Here is a 15,380-nt window from a genome sequence, read left to right on the forward strand (position 1 = left end):
CTAACACGAAAAATGTTTATTTAAATGATAAAAATATTAAAGGTACCTCTAAAAACTAGATTGTCACGCTACGCTCGCAATGACAAAGTACCGTCACTGCAAGGTTTTGAAAAAAACCGTGACAGTCTATATGCATAACAATCATATATACCTAGTACCAAACTCCTTCAAGCAGATAACCGCAATATGGACACTTGCCATTTTTGTCAAGTTTGTTTGTCACAAACTGACCTATATTTCCGCTTCTATCAATTACCTTGTTTTTACAGCTTGGACAATATGTCGATTCATAGTCTTCATTATCAACATTGCCTACATAAAGATATTTCAACCCCTCTTCTTTTCCTATCTTATAAGCTCTTATAAGCGTGGACTCAGGAGTGCGGTTAACATCAAGCATCTTGTATGTCGGATGAAATGCGGAGAGATGCCATGGCATAGAAGTATCAAGTTCGGCTATAAATTTTGCAATGCCTCGTATCTCTTCATCAGAGTCATTTTTACCGGGAATCAAAAGAGTTGTTATCTCTACCCAGATTCCCTTCTCATGAGCATACTTTACCGCTTCAAGTACGGGTTTTAGTCTTGCTCCGCATATCTCTTTATAAAACTCATCCGAAAAACTCTTAATGTCTATGTTCATTCCGTCTATATAAGGTGCGAGCAGATCTATGGCTTTTCTTGTCTCATAACCGCTTGTAACATAGATATTTTTAAGCCCTCTCTCATGTGCCAGTTTTGCAGTATCGTAAGTGTATTCAAAAAAAACTATCGGCTCATTGTATGTGTAAGCTATCGAGTCACATTCATTTTCTATCGCTAACTCAACGATTTTCTGTGGCGGAAGTTCACGACCTACGATTCTATGCTCATGCTCTTTTGGATACTGAGATATATCGTAGTTTTGACAAAATTTACATGCGAAATTACAACCGACCGTTCCTACTGAAAAAGCTCTTGTTTTTGGCAAAAAATGAAACATCGGCTTCTTCTCTACGGGGTCGATATTTACAGCCGCGGCAAGACCGTAAACAAGAAGCTTAAGCTCACCGTCTTCTACACGTCTAACTCCACATATTCCATACTCGCCCTCGTCAAGTTTGCAAGCTTGCGCACATGCCTGACACAAAATTTTCCCACTATCTAGTTTTTTACTAAGCCATGCTGTTTGTGACATGATATTCTCCTTAATGCGAATTCTCAATAAATCAACGGAACAAATACAAATCCGTAATGTTCCACTACTTCAAGTTCACTGTTTTTGTTTTTAGTCATTTCATAGATTGAATTTTGTATCGGAATAACAATTTTTCCGCCTATCTTTAGCTGTTTTGAAAGCTCTTGCGGAAACTCATCCGCAGCTGCAGAAACAAGTATGCGTTCAAACTGCTCCTCTTTTATACCGAGTTCATCTTCGGCTTGAATAATTTTAGCATTTTTAAAACCGTACTTATTAAGATTCTCTCTTCCAAACTCTACAAGCTCGCCTACTCTCTCTACTCCGATTACAAAACCGTTATCTCCTGCGATATATGCTAAAAGTGCCGTCGTCCATCCGGAGCCGCTTCCGATATCTAGTATTTTTTGCCCCTCTTGCGGAGAGAGCATCTCCATCATCATAGCGACTGTTCTAGGCTGAGAGATAGTTTGTCCCTCTCCTATGCCAAGCGGATAGTCTTCATAAATATTAAAATCACTTCCATCAACTACAAAATCAGCCCTGTCAACATTTCTAAATGCATCAATTATATGAGCCGAATATAGGGCACCTACGTCTATAAGATAATCAACCATCTCATTATTTGATTTCACTGCTTATCTCCCTCAAACACGACTCAATTTCTTTAAACTCAAAACCATGTATCTTTGAAACTGCCAAATTTGTTACATGTCCTTTAAAAACATTTACTCCCAAAGCTAAAGAGCTGTTATTTTTAATAGCTTCTACGACTCCGTTTGAAAGCTTTTTTACATAAGAGATAGTAGCATTTGACAGTGCTACCGATGCAGTTTTTGGATAAGCTCCGGGCATATTTGCAACGCAGTAGTGAAGAACTCCCTCTTGTGTAAAAACAGGATTTGTATGAGTAGTAGGTCTTGAACTCTCTGCCGTTCCGCCTTGATCTATGGCGATATCTACAAAAACAGCTCCATTTTTCATACTCTTTAACATGTCACGCGTAATGAGTTTAGGAGCAGATGAGCCGCCGTGAATAAGTACACTGCTTATAACAATATCGCTATCTTTTAATAACTCTTCAAATTTTTGTGTAGAGTACAGAGCTGTTTTTACATGTGGAAGTACTTTTTGCAACTCTTGTAGTTTTGGAGCACTGCGGTTTATCACTGTTACATCAGCACCCATTCCAAGTGCAATTTTTGCAGCATTAAATCCTGCATTTCCAGCTCCGATTACAAGCACTTTTGCGGATGGTACCCCATCAGTACCGCTTATTAAAACACCCTCTCCGCCTTGATAACGGCTCAAATGATAAGCTGCGACAATTGGAGCCATTTTGCCTGCTATCTCACTCATAGGCTTTAAAAGGGGAAGTTCATTATCTACCGCTACCGTCTCATAAGCGATAGCGCAAACTTTTTTCTCTACTAAAACGGATGTAAGTTCTCTTAAGGGTGCTAAATGTAAGTAACAAAAAAGGGTGTGTTTCTCATTTAAAAAATCGTATTCGGATGATTGCGGCTCTTTTACTTTTACTATCAAAGTTGCCATGTTATAGAGTTCTTTGGCACTTGAAACTATCTGCGCACCTGCATTGAGGTAACTATCATCACTAAAGCCACTACCATCTCCCGCACCGCTTTGAACTATGACTTTATGATTCTCTTTAATAAGCACTCCAACATTTAAAGGAGTGATACCGACACGATACTCATCAGTTTTAACCTCTTTTGGAATTCCGATTATCATATTTTGCTCCTAAATCAATAACTGTAAAACCAATCCTTTGATTTTCTAGAAAAAGGATTTTGCCCATAGAACTCATCCTCATCCAACTGAAATCTAAAATTTTGCATATAAGAATTTACAAGTTTATACGCTTCATTTATCTCTTTAAATTTTTTTGCATCTCCATCCGGCATATCGGGATGATAGATTTTTGAGAGTTTAAGGTACTTCTCTTTTAGCTCACTCTGCGTTATGCGAGTAACAATATCTAAAACTTCAAGAGCTTTTTCAAACTTCTCGTAATTCATCTACATTTCCATATTATTTATATAAAATATCGCTAAAGATATAATTAACACCCATACCAAACAACTCTTTAACTCGTTCAAAGTCATTAACTGTATATACGCCTACATAAAATCCCGCTTCTCTTAACTTTTTGACAATCTTCTCATCAGCCAACTCATTATTAAAACTGTATGCATCTGCCCTTAACTCTTTTAAATACTCTATTAAATTATCGGGATGACTATCTTCAACCAAAACGGCAGTCGGTATATCAGGCAATTTTTCTTTCAATATTTTCAAATACTCATGTCTAAATGAAGAAATCAAAACACTTTGCAACATGTCTGTTTTTTTAATCTCATCAATAACGATTGAAACTACTTTTTCATCGTCAAATAGACCATACATATCTTTAATTTCTACATTTATAAACATCTCATTCTTTTTTATAAATGCCAAAGTATCATGTAGCGTAAGCACTGCTTCTTTTTGCTTTTTTTCTTTATAAAACCAGCTTCCATAGTCAAGAGTTTTAAGTTCTTCAAATGTAAAGTCGCAAACTCTATATGGCTTTCGAGATTTTAAAGAGTCGATTTGACTGATATTTGTAGTTCTCTCTAGCGTATCGTCATGCATAATAATAGCAACTTCATCACTGCTTAACTGCACATCCACTTCAACAAAATCACAATGCCCTACACTCTTTTTTAATGCCAAAAGAGTATTTTCAGGTGCGATAGAACGAGCACCTCTGTGTGCGGCGAATAAACCCGATAAATTGAGTAATTTTAAAAAATTCATATCTTATTCTATCATTTATTTTATTCAATATATGCTTTTGTGGTAAAATTGACAATTCAATATAGAAAATATGATATTAAGCAGAGGTGTATATGCAAAGTGAGAAAAAAAGTGTTTACTCGTGGGCACTTTATGACTGGGCAAATTCTGCTTATGCAACAACTGTTATGGCAGGTTTTTTTCCACTCTTTTTCAAATCATATTATAGCTCTCAAACCGATGTAACCCTCAGCACCGCACAGCTTGGCATAGCCAATTCCGTATCTAGTCTCATTATTGTTCTAATTGCACCTCTTTTAGGTGCTATTGCGGATGCAGCTTCATTTAAAAAACGCTTCTTATTTATATTTGCCTTTTTGGGTATTTTGATGAGTGCCTCAATGTCGCTTGTACAAGAAGGCGAGTGGCAGATGGCGGCTTTTATCTATATTCTCGGCAATATCGGTTTTATGGGTTCAAATACGTTTTATGACGGACTTTTACAATCCGTCTCAAGTAAAAAAAATGTAGATTTTGTCTCAGGACTCGGCTTTTCTCTTGGTTATCTAGGAGGCGGGATTCTTTTTAGTTTAAATGTATGGATGGTGCAGGATTACGCTTTTTTTGGTTTAGAGAGTAATGCTGCTGCCGTAAAAGCGTCATTTATTAGCGTAGCTATCTGGTGGGCTATATTTTCGATTCCGCTGATGCTGTTTGTAAAAGAGGAGCAAAAAGCAGATAAAAAAACTCATAACCATTTTAAAGACGGTTACATAAGATTAAAAAACACCTTTAGAAAAATCACGAAACTAAAACATGTAGCTCTTTTTTTGGTTGCTTATTGGCTATATATTGACGGTGTTGACACTATTATTCGAATGGCTGTTGATTATGGAATGGCTCTTGGATTTGATTCTAAAAATCTGATATTTGCACTGCTTCTTGTTCAATTTATCGGTTTTCCTGCTACTCTTATTTTTACAAAAATAGCACACTTTTGGGATACAAAAAAAGCGATATATCTTGCAATCGGAATTTATCTACTTATTATTACACTAGCTTCACTGATGCAAGAAGTATATGAGTTTTATATACTTGCCGTTATGATTGCACTTGTTCAAGGCGGTATTCAAGCACTTAGCCGCTCATACTACTCAAAAATGATTCCAAAGGAGTACTCTGCGGAATTTTTTGCTTTTTACAATTTTATGGGTAAGTTTGCTGCAATCTTTGGACCTTTACTGATAGCCGGCGTTGCTCTGTTTACTCATAGTTCACGTATCTCTATAGCCTCGATATCCGTTTTGTTCATCTTAGGCGGAGCTTTATTATACTTTGTAGATGAAGAAAAAGGCGAAAAAGAATTACATGATGCTCTAGTTCATAACTGATTTTTGCTTTAGTTCTCTCTCTATCGATTCTCTTACCAATGCAGTTATCTCATTATAGTTTAAACCATTTGGATATATCGGTTTTAAAAAAACGACTTTTATTTTTTTTGGTCTTGGAAATAACTTGCCTGCTTTTAGGGCTTCGTAAGAACCGTCAATCATAACGGGAACAATAGGCACGTCAAAAGTTTTGCTAAGCATTGCAAAATACGGTCTAAACTCTAAAAGCTCTCCGTCACGCGTTCTAGCACCCTCAGGAAAAATAACGAGATTATTTCCTGATTTTATCGGCAATGCGCAGTACTGCATGGTATGTTTAAGGTTTTCGTTTGCATCTATTAATATCGTCTGTCCGTTTCTTGAAATCGGTTCCAAAAGTGTAGTACCAAAAACCTGTTTATATGCCAAAAAGAAACTCTTTTTTAAAATTTTATAAGGCAGTATCGATTCTATTAAAAAACCGTCAAGCATACTTTGATGAGACGGTGCGATTATACATGTAGATGATAATATATTTTCTCTTCCCTTGACCTCAAGACGAAAATATAATTTAAAAATCGGATAGAGAAAAGTTTTATATAAAGTCATTATAAATGGCGAATATACCAATTTCTCATCAATATTTTGCGCTAAAATATCTTCCCATCTAAATTGAAAATTTTTAACATGTAAACTCCTATTTTTTATATACATGTAAAGAGATTCCATGCTCATAATGTTTGAAAATATCGCTTCATCAATTTTAACTCCAAAACTCTCTTGTATAAATACAAAAAGCTCTACATAGTTGAGTGAATCAAGTCCTAAGTCAAGTTCCAAATGCGAAGATGGAAAAATTTCATTTGTGCTTAACGTAGAGACATATAATTTTAAAACAGTGTAAATCTCGTCATTTGGCTCATCCTCTGTTTTTAAAATAGGCGTCGTCAAAATCTCATACCCTTTTATCTTTTCCTGCTCATCTGCTTTCATGTTGTAAAGCTCAATCGCATACCATCTTATCTCCTCTTCTATATTTATAATTTTTGCTCTTTTTAGAGCTTCAAAATCCGGTGTAACCAATGCAAATGGGTAACCGTTTTGTATAATTATCGTTAATTCTTTTATATAAGAAGTATAAGAGAGTACCTGCTCTTTTATTTTATTTAAATCCATATTTTTCCACCTTTATATCTTTTTTAATAATATCTAAGATATAAATCTATTGTCAAGGATAATAATACTTGTCAAGCCTAAATTAAGAGCCAAAAAGTTAAAATACGCAAATAAATAAACAAGGCTTTTTTTGTTAAATCTTCCTAATCTCTTAGCGTTTTTACGTATCCTTTTAGCGCCTCTTATGTTCTGGATAATTTTAAATCCTGATTTTTTTACACAAAACGGTTATCATATATCTTGGAACTATTACACAGCTTCATTACTGTTTGTACTTGCTAGTGTTACTGATTTTTTTGACGGTTATATCGCCAGAGAGTGGAATCAGATGACTATGCTTGGCGCTATAATCGACCCTCTTGCCGATAAAATGCTCACGATTGCCGCTTTTTTAGGGCTTATGATGATTGGGGAAGCTAGTGCGTGGGCAATTTATATTATAATAATCAGAGAGCTGTTTATAACAGGTATTCGTACTGTTGCAGTTAGTGAAGGCCTTAGCGTAAAAGCGTCGTGGGCAGGAAAAATTAAAACTGTAGCTCAGATGTTTGCAATAGGATTTTTACTTATGCACTGGCCATACGGTACTGAACTTTTATGGTTTGCCGTTGCACTTACGCTCTATTCAGGGTTTGAGTATCTTTACGGATTTAGAGCTTCTCTTTTAAAAGGTAAAAATCAATGAGTTTTATAGTATCTCTTTTAGTCTTATCGGCACTTATATTTTTTCATGAACTAGGTCACTACACTGCAGCGCGTCTAATGGGTGTTTATGTCGAGACTTTTAGCATAGGCTTCGGGCGAAAAATTGCCTCATTTCATAAATGGGGAACGGAGTGGAAGTTGGCACTTTTCCCTCTTGGCGGATATGTCAAAATGAAGGGTCAAGATGATAGCGACCCTACTAAAAAAAGCTATGACAGCGACAGCTACAACGTAAAATCTCCATCTCAAAAGATATTTATCCTTCTTGCAGGTCCTCTTGCAAACTTTGTTTTAGCGTTTTTTCTCTATTTTATAATTGCTCTTGGCGGTCCTGAAATACTCTCTCCCGTAATAGGAAATGTTGTTAAAGATTCTCCTGCATTTATCTCAGGAGTAGAGTCAAACGATACGGTGCGCTCTATAAACGGCATACAGATTACCACGTGGAATGAGATGGCAAAAATTATTGAAACATCCGAAGGTTCACTTGATTTTGAGATTGAGAGAGGCGGGTTTATTCAACATGTAGTATTGACGCCTAAAATAACCCAAAGCACAAATATGTTCAATGAAGTAATTCAAAAGAAAATGATAGGAATTGGCAGTGCCGGAGTTTCACATAAACTTGAATTAAGTCCAAGCCAAACAATATCTTACGCGACAGAGCAGACTATTTTTGCCTCTACTATGATTTTTACCGGAGTTAAAAAACTTTTAGTCGGAGAAGTTCCTGCGAAAGAGCTTGGCGGAGTTATATCCATAGTCAAGCTTACATCTGACGCTACTGCTGCTGGATGGATGAGCGTACTCTTTTTTGCCGCACTGATATCGGTAAACCTCGGTGTTTTAAATCTGCTTCCGATTCCTGCACTTGATGGCGGACATATAATGTTTAATTTTTATGAGTTGATTTTTAAAAGAGAAGCAAGTGAAGCTATAGTTATCAAACTCACTATTGCAGGTTGGGTAGTTCTTTTTTCACTAATGGGACTCGGAATTTATAACGATATTAATAGACTTATAGGATAAAGAGATGACACAAGAAGAGTATAAAATTTACATAGACAACGTAATAAGAAGAGTTGAATTTGCAAGAGTAAGATTTGGCGAACGCCATATTGTAAAGATAGTAGCAATCAGTAAATATTCGACTGCCAAAGAGATAGAAAAGCTCTATAAAATAGGTCAAAGAGCATTCGGCGAAAACAAAGTTCAAGACCTAAAGGCAAAAAGCAGTGAGCTTGAAGAGTTGCCTATTGAGTGGCATTTTGTAGGAAATTTGCAAAAAAACAAGATAAACAATCTGCTAGATATCAACCCTGCCCTATTTCATGCTCTTGACTCTTTGGACTTAGCACATGAACTACAAAAAAAACTAGAGGCAAGAGATATGACACTCGATGCACTTCTTCAAATTAACTCCGCAAAAGAGGAATCAAAGCACGGCGTTATACCTGAAAATGCTATTGAAATTTACAGACAGATAGAAAAAGAGTGTCCGAATATTCATCTAAAAGGTGTAATGAGCATAGGTGCGCACAGTGAAGATAAAGCTTTAATCAAAAAAAGTTTTGAAACAACTTACGAAATTTATAAACAGCTTGAAGGTGCGACAATCTGTTCCATGGGAATGAGCGGAGATTTTGAACTTGCAATAGAGTGCGGGTCTAATATGATAAGACTCGGCTCTATTATGTTTAATAAATAAACGGTAGTTACTTTATTACTTTTCTTGCATTTATGCTTTGAATCGGTCTATTGTTCGCATGATGAAAAAGTTCTAAAAACTCTTTTGTTTGCTCTTTGGAGATTGTTGTATAATTTTTAAGAACCAGCCATCTTACACCCTCACTGCACGGCGGAGTCGTTAAAGAACCGTTAAATCTGTAATAAGATTTATCTTGCGGCAAAAGTGCATTCACTTCGTTTGCAGAAATACTTAACGACTCCTTTTTACCTGCGTCATGAGGCATTTTTGTCCATACTTTTTTTATAAAAGGATTTTCTGCCCCATCCTCAAACATTAAAGCAACTACTGCTAAAGAGCCATCTTTTGTAGCATGTACAAAATGTCCTTCGAGCGGAAATTTTTTACCCTCAATCTGATTTTCGCTTGGCGTATGAAAATGAAATTGCACTAATGGAAATTTTATATTATCAACCATAATAGTGCTTCCCTCATCAAAATTCACCTGAACCGTATGACCGTTATTTATAACCGATGAGATATCCGTATTATAATCAAATACTATTTTTTCTAAATCTCCTGCTTCAACCGTAACGCTTGAAGTGATATTTATCGGAGATTGGCTTTTACCGCTTTTGCACAGACCGTAATCAGCAGATAACGAACCCCAATTTTGAGGACCTTCATGCCCTGTATAACCCCAATGTGTTCCGTGACCGCTAGCTGATAAAACACTGCTCAAAGAAATAGCGACCAAAGTGTTTACTAAAATTCTACCCACATTCATATAATCCCTTTTATAACAAATTTTTATGTGTTATTTATTATAACTACTGTTGTCTAAAATTAAAATTATCTCTTTTTCTATATCTAACTGCATTACTTAGGGGATTTTCTATACACTTCACTTGATACTCTATCATGTTATAAAAAGGGTTTAAAAATCCTTCTATACTCTTTTTATCTATATCTTCTATACCCTGCTCATTTAAAATTTCAAGAACACTTAAAGTTGATTCTATCGTTGATAAACAATATTCCTGAGGCTGTTGTTTTATCTTAAATTCCGAGGGCTTAATAGTCTCAAAACTTATATGTTTTAGTTGCTTTAAATTTTTGGAATCTCTAAGCATTTTTAGGGAGCATGACCATGTAGAGTCTATTAGAAATATTACTCTTTCTTTGTTCGTATCTGTACTTTTATCTTCAAATAAACTTTGTTTACTTATATTTATCGCATCTTTTGAAGGATAAAGTATGTAACAATTACATGTAGAGATTGTTTTATTTATCTCTTTATGGTTTGTAAAATCAGTACCGATAAAAAGTTTTGAATTTTTTAAAGAGAGATGAGTTAAATGACCTGTACCGTTTTTTACTTTTTTAAACTCTTTTGGATGCATAAGAATAATAAATTTTGTTTTAGTATCAATCGGATTAACATGTTGACACATACATGAAATTTTTGGTCTGTAACAGTTATAACATTTTTCTCTATCACCATAAATTGTCTGCATCTTCAACCTGTAAAATAATATGAATTATACTAAAATATCGAATGGATTTAAAAAAAGAGTATGATGTTATCATTGTTGGAGCCGGAGCTGCTGGAATAATTGCTGCCATAACTGCCGCAAGAGATAGAAAAAGTGTTCTGCTTTTAGAAAAACTATCACAAATCGGTGCAAAACTAAAAGCTACCGGCGGGGGACGCTGTAATCTTACAAATACATTATCAAATGAAGATTTTATGGCAAAATTCGGCAGAGACGGACGTTTTATGCAAGATGCCCTAAATCTATTTGACCACAAAGCTTTAATACAATTTTTTAAAGAGATAGGAGTCGATACTCATGCTCCCGATGGCTTTAGAGTTTTTCCTACCTCTCACACTTCGCAAACAATAATATCTGCACTAGAAAACGAAATGCAAAGACTAAAAATAGAAGTTTTAAAGTCTCAAAAGGTAGAAAAACTTTTACATGTAGATAATAAAATAGCAGGGGTTCAAACTACACATCAAATCTTTAATGCAAAAAATATAGTAATAGCAACCGGAGGACTTGGATACCCTACCTTAGGAGCCCAAGGAGATGGCTATGAAATAGCAAAAGAGCTAGGACATAAAATAACCCAGCTTCATCCTGCTATGATGCCACTTTTAACAAAAGAGGAGTGGGTTGCAAACTGCCGCGCCGATACAATTGCAAAAGTTGAACTTAGAGTTGATTTAAAAAAACATAAAAAACTAAGAGCAACAGGAGATTTGATTTTTACAAAAAACGGCATCAGAGGTCCGGTAGTTTTGGATTTTGCAAGAGAGATAACCCCGCTATTAGACAAATACGGAGAAGTGCCTATACTTTTAAACATGACAAAAGGGATGAATGAAGAGCAAATTACTAAACATCTAAAAAACGAGATGTTAAAAAATCCACATGTAAATATGCTAGAACTGGTAAGCACCCTGCTTCCAACTTCTATATCTAACGAGTTGTGTCAATTAGCAGATATAGACCCTCAAACAACTTACAAAAAAATATCAGGTGCACAAAAAGCAAAACTTGTTTCTCTTTTGGCATGGACACCGTTAACCGTTAGCGGACATGACGGTTTTAAAATGGCTATGATTACACGCGGCGGAATTGACTTAAAAGAGATAGAGCCAAAAACCATGCAGAGCAAAATAATAAACGGTTTATATTTCTGCGGAGAGGTTATGAATCTTGACGGTCCATGCGGAGGATATAACCTCCAATGGTCTTTTGCTTCAGGATATTTAGCAGGGCAACTTAATAAAAATATCTAATTGAAGCAAAACCGTAAGCTTTTGTCTGTTCAATCATATCTACATGTGATTTATCTACTATTCCGCCAAGAGCAAAAACACTTATATCACACACTTCTAAAAGCTCTTTTAAGGCATCTATACCTTTTGGCGCTCCCTTGTTTGGAGAAGCAAAAATAGGACTGTATGTCACGGCATCTGCTCCTAGTTTTTGAGCTCGTAAAACCTCTTGATGAGTATGCGTGCTTATGATAACTTCAAGCCCAATATTTTTTGCTTTTTCTATCTCATCAAACTGGCTTGAAGTTAGATGTACCCCAGTCGCATTAAGCTCCTTTGCCAAATCTACATGTTGATGTAAAAAGCTTTTAGTCTCTTTATATTCGGAGCAGACTTTTATAAAATAAGCTGCTTGAATATCGTAATTTTTGTTTAATTTATCTCTATATAAAACATATTCAGGTGTATATTTTTTTAGCTGATTATGCAAAGTTTGAGAAAAAACGACAGGTATGTCACCGTAAAAATCTCTTGAAGTTATTAAATATCTATTCATTGTATCAATCCAAAAAATATATTTATTTTTTTAATTTTTTTTCTTTACCCACAATTATACCCTACAGTAATCAATAGAGGTTTTAGTGACGCCAATGTGACATATTTTATTATAAGTTTTTAACTTCTTATCTTATAAACTGCCAGAATTATTTTGCAAAAGGATCTGCCATGGTTGAAAATATTTTAAAAAGAGACGGCACATATAAAGAGTTTTTGTCTTTTAAAATAGAAGATGCCATTAAAAAAGCTTTTAAATCTCAAAACGTAACTTATGACAGCTCAATATTTTTTAATGTACTTGATCAACTTAAAAATAGAAGAGTAGTTGCGGTAGAAGATATTCAAGATTTAATTGAAACAGAGCTTTTTAAAGCAAGATACTTTGATGTTATGCGCTCATTTATGATTTATCGTCATACGCATAAAATGCAAAGAGACCATCTGCTTGATGATGACACTACATATATTAACTCTACACAAACAATAGAAGAGTATATAAACGGAAGTGACTGGAGAATTAAAGCAAACTCAAATACCGGCTACTCTAACGCAGGGCTAGTAAACAATACTGCCGGTAAAGTTATCGCAAACTACTGGCTTGATAAAATCTACTCTAAAGAGGAAGGTTACGCCCATAGAAACGGCGACTACCATATACATGACCTTGATTGTCTGACAGGTTATTGTGCAGGATGGAGCTTAAGAGTTTTACTGGATGAAGGCTTTAACGGAATCAGAGGAAGAGTTGAGAGCGATGCTCCTCGTCACTTTCGCGAGGCACTAGGGCAGATGGCTAACTTTTTGGGAATACTCCAAAGCGAATGGGCAGGAGCTCAAGCGTTTTCATCATTTGACACATATTTGGCACCTTACGTATTTAAAGACAAACTGCCGTATAGCGACGTGAAAAAAGCGATAAGAAGTTTTATTTACAACCTAAATGTTCCTGCGCGCTGGGGACAATCTCCATTTACAAATGTCACAATTGACTGGACGGTACCTGAAGATTTAAAAGATCAAATTCCTACAAGCAAACAAGTTCATCTATTTAAAAATATTTTAGATAACGAACTTCAAGAAAAAGCAGAGCAAAGAGGATGTAAAAATCTTCAAGAGATGACATATAAACATTTTCAGCCTGAAATGCATCAGATAAACAGAGCATACTATGAGATTATGACTGAAGGCGATTTAACAGGTCAACCGTTTACTTTTCCTATCCCTACCGTAAATATTACGGAAGATTTTGACTGGTATGGCGAAAATACTGATGTTTTATTTGAAAATACTGCAAAAGTAGGTTCTTCATATTTTCAAAATTTTGTCGGTTCACAATACAAACGTGACGAGTCAGGTAAGTTAGTTCCAAATGAAGAAGCTTATAAACCGGGACATGTACGTTCTATGTGTTGCCGTTTGCAACTTGATTTAAGAGAACTTCTAAAACGTGGCGGCGGACTGTTTGGAAGTGCTGAGATGACAGGTTCAATCGGAGTTGTAACTATCAATATGGCAAGACTTGGGTTTCTTTATAAAGGCGATAAAGAAGCTCTATATGCAAGACTAGATCAGCTAATGGAACATGCAAAGTTAACATTAGAGAAAAAACGCGTATTTATTCAAGAGATGTATGACAGAGGACTTTTTCCATATACAAAAAGATATCTTCCCGGATTTAAAAACCACTTCTCTACGATTGGCGTAAACGGCATCAATGAGATGATTAGAAATTTTACAAGTGACGGTTATGACGTTAGCAATGAAAAAGGCATAGCATTTGCAACTGAGATATTAAACCACATGAGAGATAAAATGGTTGAGTATCAAGAAGAGACAGGGAACCTTTACAATCTTGAAGCAACTCCGGCAGAAGGTACGACATACAGATTTGCAAAAGAGGATAAAAAACGTTACGGCGACTCTATAATTCAAGCAGGAATGGGTGATAATATTTATTATACAAACTCTTCTCAAATTCCGGTTGATTTAACAAACGACCCGTTTGAAGCACTTACTCTTCAAGATGATTTGCAGTGCAAATATACTGGTGGAACGGTTCTTCATCTATACATGCAAGAACAGGTAAGTTCTACTGAAGCTTGTAGAAAATTGGTTAAAAACGTAATAACAAATTTCAGGCTTCCATACATAACGGTCACACCTCTGTTTTCAGTATGTCCAAAACATGGATACATCGCAGGTGAGCATGAATTCTGTCCAAAGTGTGACGAAGATATTTTAACTGAAGCAAATATTGCATCTTAGAAAAGGAGGTGAAAAATGAGTAAAAATGAAGCTTTAACTATGTTAAAAGACAAAAGACAAAAGTGTATTGTTTACACAAGAGTTATGGGTTATCATAGACCTGTCGAGAGTTTTAATGTAGGAAAAACCGGTGAGCATAAACAGAGAAAACAATTCACTGAATGCTAATGTAATATATGATTTAACATCATTCACCCACTTAGACTATCCTGAGCATTTATCATGCATAGTATGGTTTAGCGGGTGCAATATGCGATGTGACTACTGCTACAACAAAGATATAGTTTTTGCTAAAAGCGGAAAGTATAGCTATGAAGACATACTAAATTTCTTAAAAACCAGAGTAAACCTGCTTGAAGCTGTTGTTTTATCAGGCGGAGAAGCCTCATCTTATGATTTGGTTCTTTTTTGTCAAAAGATAAAACAACTCGGATTTAAGATAAAACTCGATACAAACGGTACAAATTTCCTACATGTAAAAGAGTTGATTGAATTAAATCTTTTAGATTATGTAGCACTTGATTATAAATCTCCAAAAACAAAATTTACACAAATTACCCACTCAAATAAGTTTGACGAATTTTCTCAAACTCTTGATTTTCTTATAAAAAGCAGTGTTGAGTTTGAAATCAGAACTACACTGCATGATGATTTGCTAGATGAAAATGACATAAATGAGATTATAATCGATTTAAAAAACCGAAAATACACAAGCAAATATTTTATTCAAGAGTTTAGAGACACCGGAACAAATATAGCAAATCTTCAAAGACCAAAAAAGAAAATCGACAAATCACTTCTACTTGCTGATATTGAAATTGTTTATAGATGATATATATCAATAAAAACACAATT

15 protein-coding genes and 1 pseudogene are annotated in these 15,380 nt (G+C 35.3%); 7 read left to right on the forward strand and 9 right to left on the reverse strand.

The genetic code is table 11. The annotated features are described in order from the left end of the window. Positions 1-151 precede the first annotated feature (151 nt). From amrS to A2530_RS11425, 5 genes are read right to left on the reverse strand one after another with little or no spacing between them, the layout of a single operon-like run. Positions 152-1,177, reverse strand: coding sequence for an AmmeMemoRadiSam system radical SAM enzyme (amrS, locus tag A2530_RS11405; protein WP_294885254.1), 1,026 nt, complete (start codon positions 1,175-1,177; stop codon positions 152-154). Between the two features lie 23 nt (positions 1,178-1,200). Then, positions 1,201-1,812 (reverse strand): methyltransferase domain-containing protein, encoded by a 612-nt coding sequence (locus A2530_RS11410; RefSeq protein WP_294885253.1) that lies wholly within the window; start codon positions 1,810-1,812, stop codon positions 1,201-1,203. After that, on the reverse strand, positions 1,799-2,929 hold the full coding sequence (gene ald / locus A2530_RS11415; protein WP_294885252.1) for an alanine dehydrogenase: 1,131 nt from the start codon (positions 2,927-2,929) through the stop codon (positions 1,799-1,801). Before ald ends, A2530_RS11410 begins: the two co-directional genes overlap by 14 nt. A 14-nt stretch (positions 2,930-2,943) precedes the next feature. Then, on the reverse strand, positions 2,944-3,216 hold the full coding sequence (locus A2530_RS11420) for a DnaJ domain-containing protein (protein ID WP_294885251.1): 273 nt from the start codon (positions 3,214-3,216) through the stop codon (positions 2,944-2,946). Between the two features lie 13 nt (positions 3,217-3,229). Continuing rightward, a complete protein-coding gene (locus A2530_RS11425) occupies positions 3,230-3,997 on the reverse strand; it encodes a glycerophosphodiester phosphodiesterase family protein (RefSeq protein ID WP_294885250.1) in 768 nt (255 codons plus the stop codon). 92 nt (positions 3,998-4,089) lie between these two features. On the opposite strand from A2530_RS11425, the gene A2530_RS11430 reads away from it, so the two are divergent. Continuing rightward, positions 4,090-5,367 carry an MFS transporter gene (locus tag A2530_RS11430; RefSeq protein ID WP_294885249.1) on the forward strand — a complete coding sequence of 426 codons (1,278 nt, stop codon included), beginning with the start codon at positions 4,090-4,092 and terminating at the stop codon, positions 5,365-5,367. Here A2530_RS11430 and A2530_RS11435 read toward each other — a convergent pair. Next, a complete protein-coding gene (locus A2530_RS11435; RefSeq protein ID WP_294885248.1) occupies positions 5,353-6,522 on the reverse strand; it encodes a 1-acyl-sn-glycerol-3-phosphate acyltransferase in 1,170 nt (389 codons plus the stop codon). The two genes, A2530_RS11430 and A2530_RS11435, sit on opposite strands and share 15 nt — an antisense overlap. A gap of 130 nt (positions 6,523-6,652) precedes the next feature. Between A2530_RS11435 and pgsA the strand changes: the two genes are divergently transcribed. The 3 genes from pgsA to A2530_RS11450 are packed head-to-tail and all read left to right on the forward strand — an operon-like array spanning position 6,653 to position 8,935. Next, positions 6,653-7,207 carry a CDP-diacylglycerol--glycerol-3-phosphate 3-phosphatidyltransferase gene (gene pgsA / locus A2530_RS11440; RefSeq protein WP_294885247.1) on the forward strand — a complete coding sequence of 185 codons (555 nt, stop codon included), beginning with the start codon at positions 6,653-6,655 and terminating at the stop codon, positions 7,205-7,207. Then, complete coding sequence (rseP, locus tag A2530_RS11445) at positions 7,204-8,256, forward strand: RIP metalloprotease RseP (RefSeq protein ID WP_294885246.1); 1,053 nt, start codon at positions 7,204-7,206, stop codon at positions 8,254-8,256. The genes pgsA and rseP overlap by 4 nt, the downstream gene beginning before the upstream one ends. Positions 8,257-8,260: 4 nt before the next feature. Then, positions 8,261-8,935: a YggS family pyridoxal phosphate-dependent enzyme gene (locus A2530_RS11450; RefSeq protein ID WP_294885245.1), complete on the forward strand. Its 675-nt coding sequence runs from the start codon at positions 8,261-8,263 to the stop codon at positions 8,933-8,935. 7 nt (positions 8,936-8,942) lie between these two features. Here the strand turns inward: A2530_RS11450 and A2530_RS11455 are convergent, their stop codons facing one another. Beyond that, entirely contained in the window at positions 8,943-9,701 is a 759-nt protein-coding gene (locus tag A2530_RS11455) for a carbonic anhydrase (RefSeq protein WP_294885244.1), read from the reverse strand. A gap of 43 nt (positions 9,702-9,744) precedes the next feature. Beyond that, complete coding sequence (locus tag A2530_RS11460; protein WP_294885243.1) at positions 9,745-10,431, reverse strand: tRNA-uridine aminocarboxypropyltransferase; 687 nt, start codon at positions 10,429-10,431, stop codon at positions 9,745-9,747. 41 nt (positions 10,432-10,472) lie between these two features. Here A2530_RS11460 and A2530_RS11465 point away from each other — a divergent pair, with 41 nt between their 5' ends. After that, the gene (locus tag A2530_RS11465) at positions 10,473-11,723 is read left to right on the forward strand and encodes an NAD(P)/FAD-dependent oxidoreductase (protein ID WP_294885242.1); all 1,251 of its coding nucleotides are present in this window, start codon (positions 10,473-10,475) and stop codon (positions 11,721-11,723) included. Here A2530_RS11465 and A2530_RS11470 read toward each other — a convergent pair. Beyond that, complete coding sequence (locus tag A2530_RS11470; protein ID WP_294885241.1) at positions 11,707-12,258, reverse strand: thiamine phosphate synthase; 552 nt, start codon at positions 12,256-12,258, stop codon at positions 11,707-11,709. The genes A2530_RS11465 and A2530_RS11470 overlap by 17 nt on opposite strands. A gap of 170 nt (positions 12,259-12,428) precedes the next feature. Here A2530_RS11470 and A2530_RS11475 point away from each other — a divergent pair. After that, positions 12,429-14,693: pseudogene (locus A2530_RS11475) on the forward strand (ribonucleoside triphosphate reductase). Continuing rightward, entirely contained in the window at positions 14,656-15,357 is a 702-nt protein-coding gene (locus A2530_RS11480) for an anaerobic ribonucleoside-triphosphate reductase activating protein (protein ID WP_294885240.1), read from the forward strand. Before A2530_RS11475 ends, A2530_RS11480 begins: the two are co-directional and overlap by 38 nt. The last annotated feature ends 23 nt before the right edge of the window (positions 15,358-15,380 follow it).

It is taken from the genome of Sulfurimonas sp. RIFOXYD2_FULL_34_21 (assembly GCF_001830805.1).
Classification (GTDB): Bacteria; Campylobacterota; Campylobacteria; order Campylobacterales; family Sulfurimonadaceae; genus Sulfurimonas.

Bases quoted from the DNA above. Each gene is read 5' to 3' on its own strand.
- A2530_RS11465 (WP_294885242.1), top strand. From the start codon at position 10,473: ATGGATTTAAAAAAAGAGTATGATGTTATCATTGTTGGAGCCGGAGCT.
- A2530_RS11470 (WP_294885241.1), bottom strand. From the start codon at position 12,258: ATGAATAGATATTTAATAACTTCAAGAGATTTTTACGGTGACATACCT.
- A2530_RS11430 (WP_294885249.1), top strand. From the start codon at position 4,090: ATGCAAAGTGAGAAAAAAAGTGTTTACTCGTGGGCACTTTATGACTGG.
- A2530_RS11460 (WP_294885243.1), bottom strand. From the start codon at position 10,431: ATGCAGACAATTTATGGTGATAGAGAAAAATGTTATAACTGTTACAGA.
- A2530_RS11450 (WP_294885245.1), top strand. From the start codon at position 8,261: ATGACACAAGAAGAGTATAAAATTTACATAGACAACGTAATAAGAAGA.
- A2530_RS11420 (WP_294885251.1), bottom strand. From the start codon at position 3,216: ATGAATTACGAGAAGTTTGAAAAAGCTCTTGAAGTTTTAGATATTGTT.
- ald (WP_294885252.1), bottom strand. From the start codon at position 2,929: ATGATAATCGGAATTCCAAAAGAGGTTAAAACTGATGAGTATCGTGTC.
- rseP (WP_294885246.1), top strand. From the start codon at position 7,204: ATGAGTTTTATAGTATCTCTTTTAGTCTTATCGGCACTTATATTTTTT.
- A2530_RS11455 (WP_294885244.1), bottom strand. From the start codon at position 9,701: ATGAATGTGGGTAGAATTTTAGTAAACACTTTGGTCGCTATTTCTTTG.
- amrS (WP_294885254.1), bottom strand. From the start codon at position 1,177: ATGTCACAAACAGCATGGCTTAGTAAAAAACTAGATAGTGGGAAAATT.
- A2530_RS11425 (WP_294885250.1), bottom strand. From the start codon at position 3,997: ATGAATTTTTTAAAATTACTCAATTTATCGGGTTTATTCGCCGCACAC.
- A2530_RS11435 (WP_294885248.1), bottom strand. From the start codon at position 6,522: ATGGATTTAAATAAAATAAAAGAGCAGGTACTCTCTTATACTTCTTAT.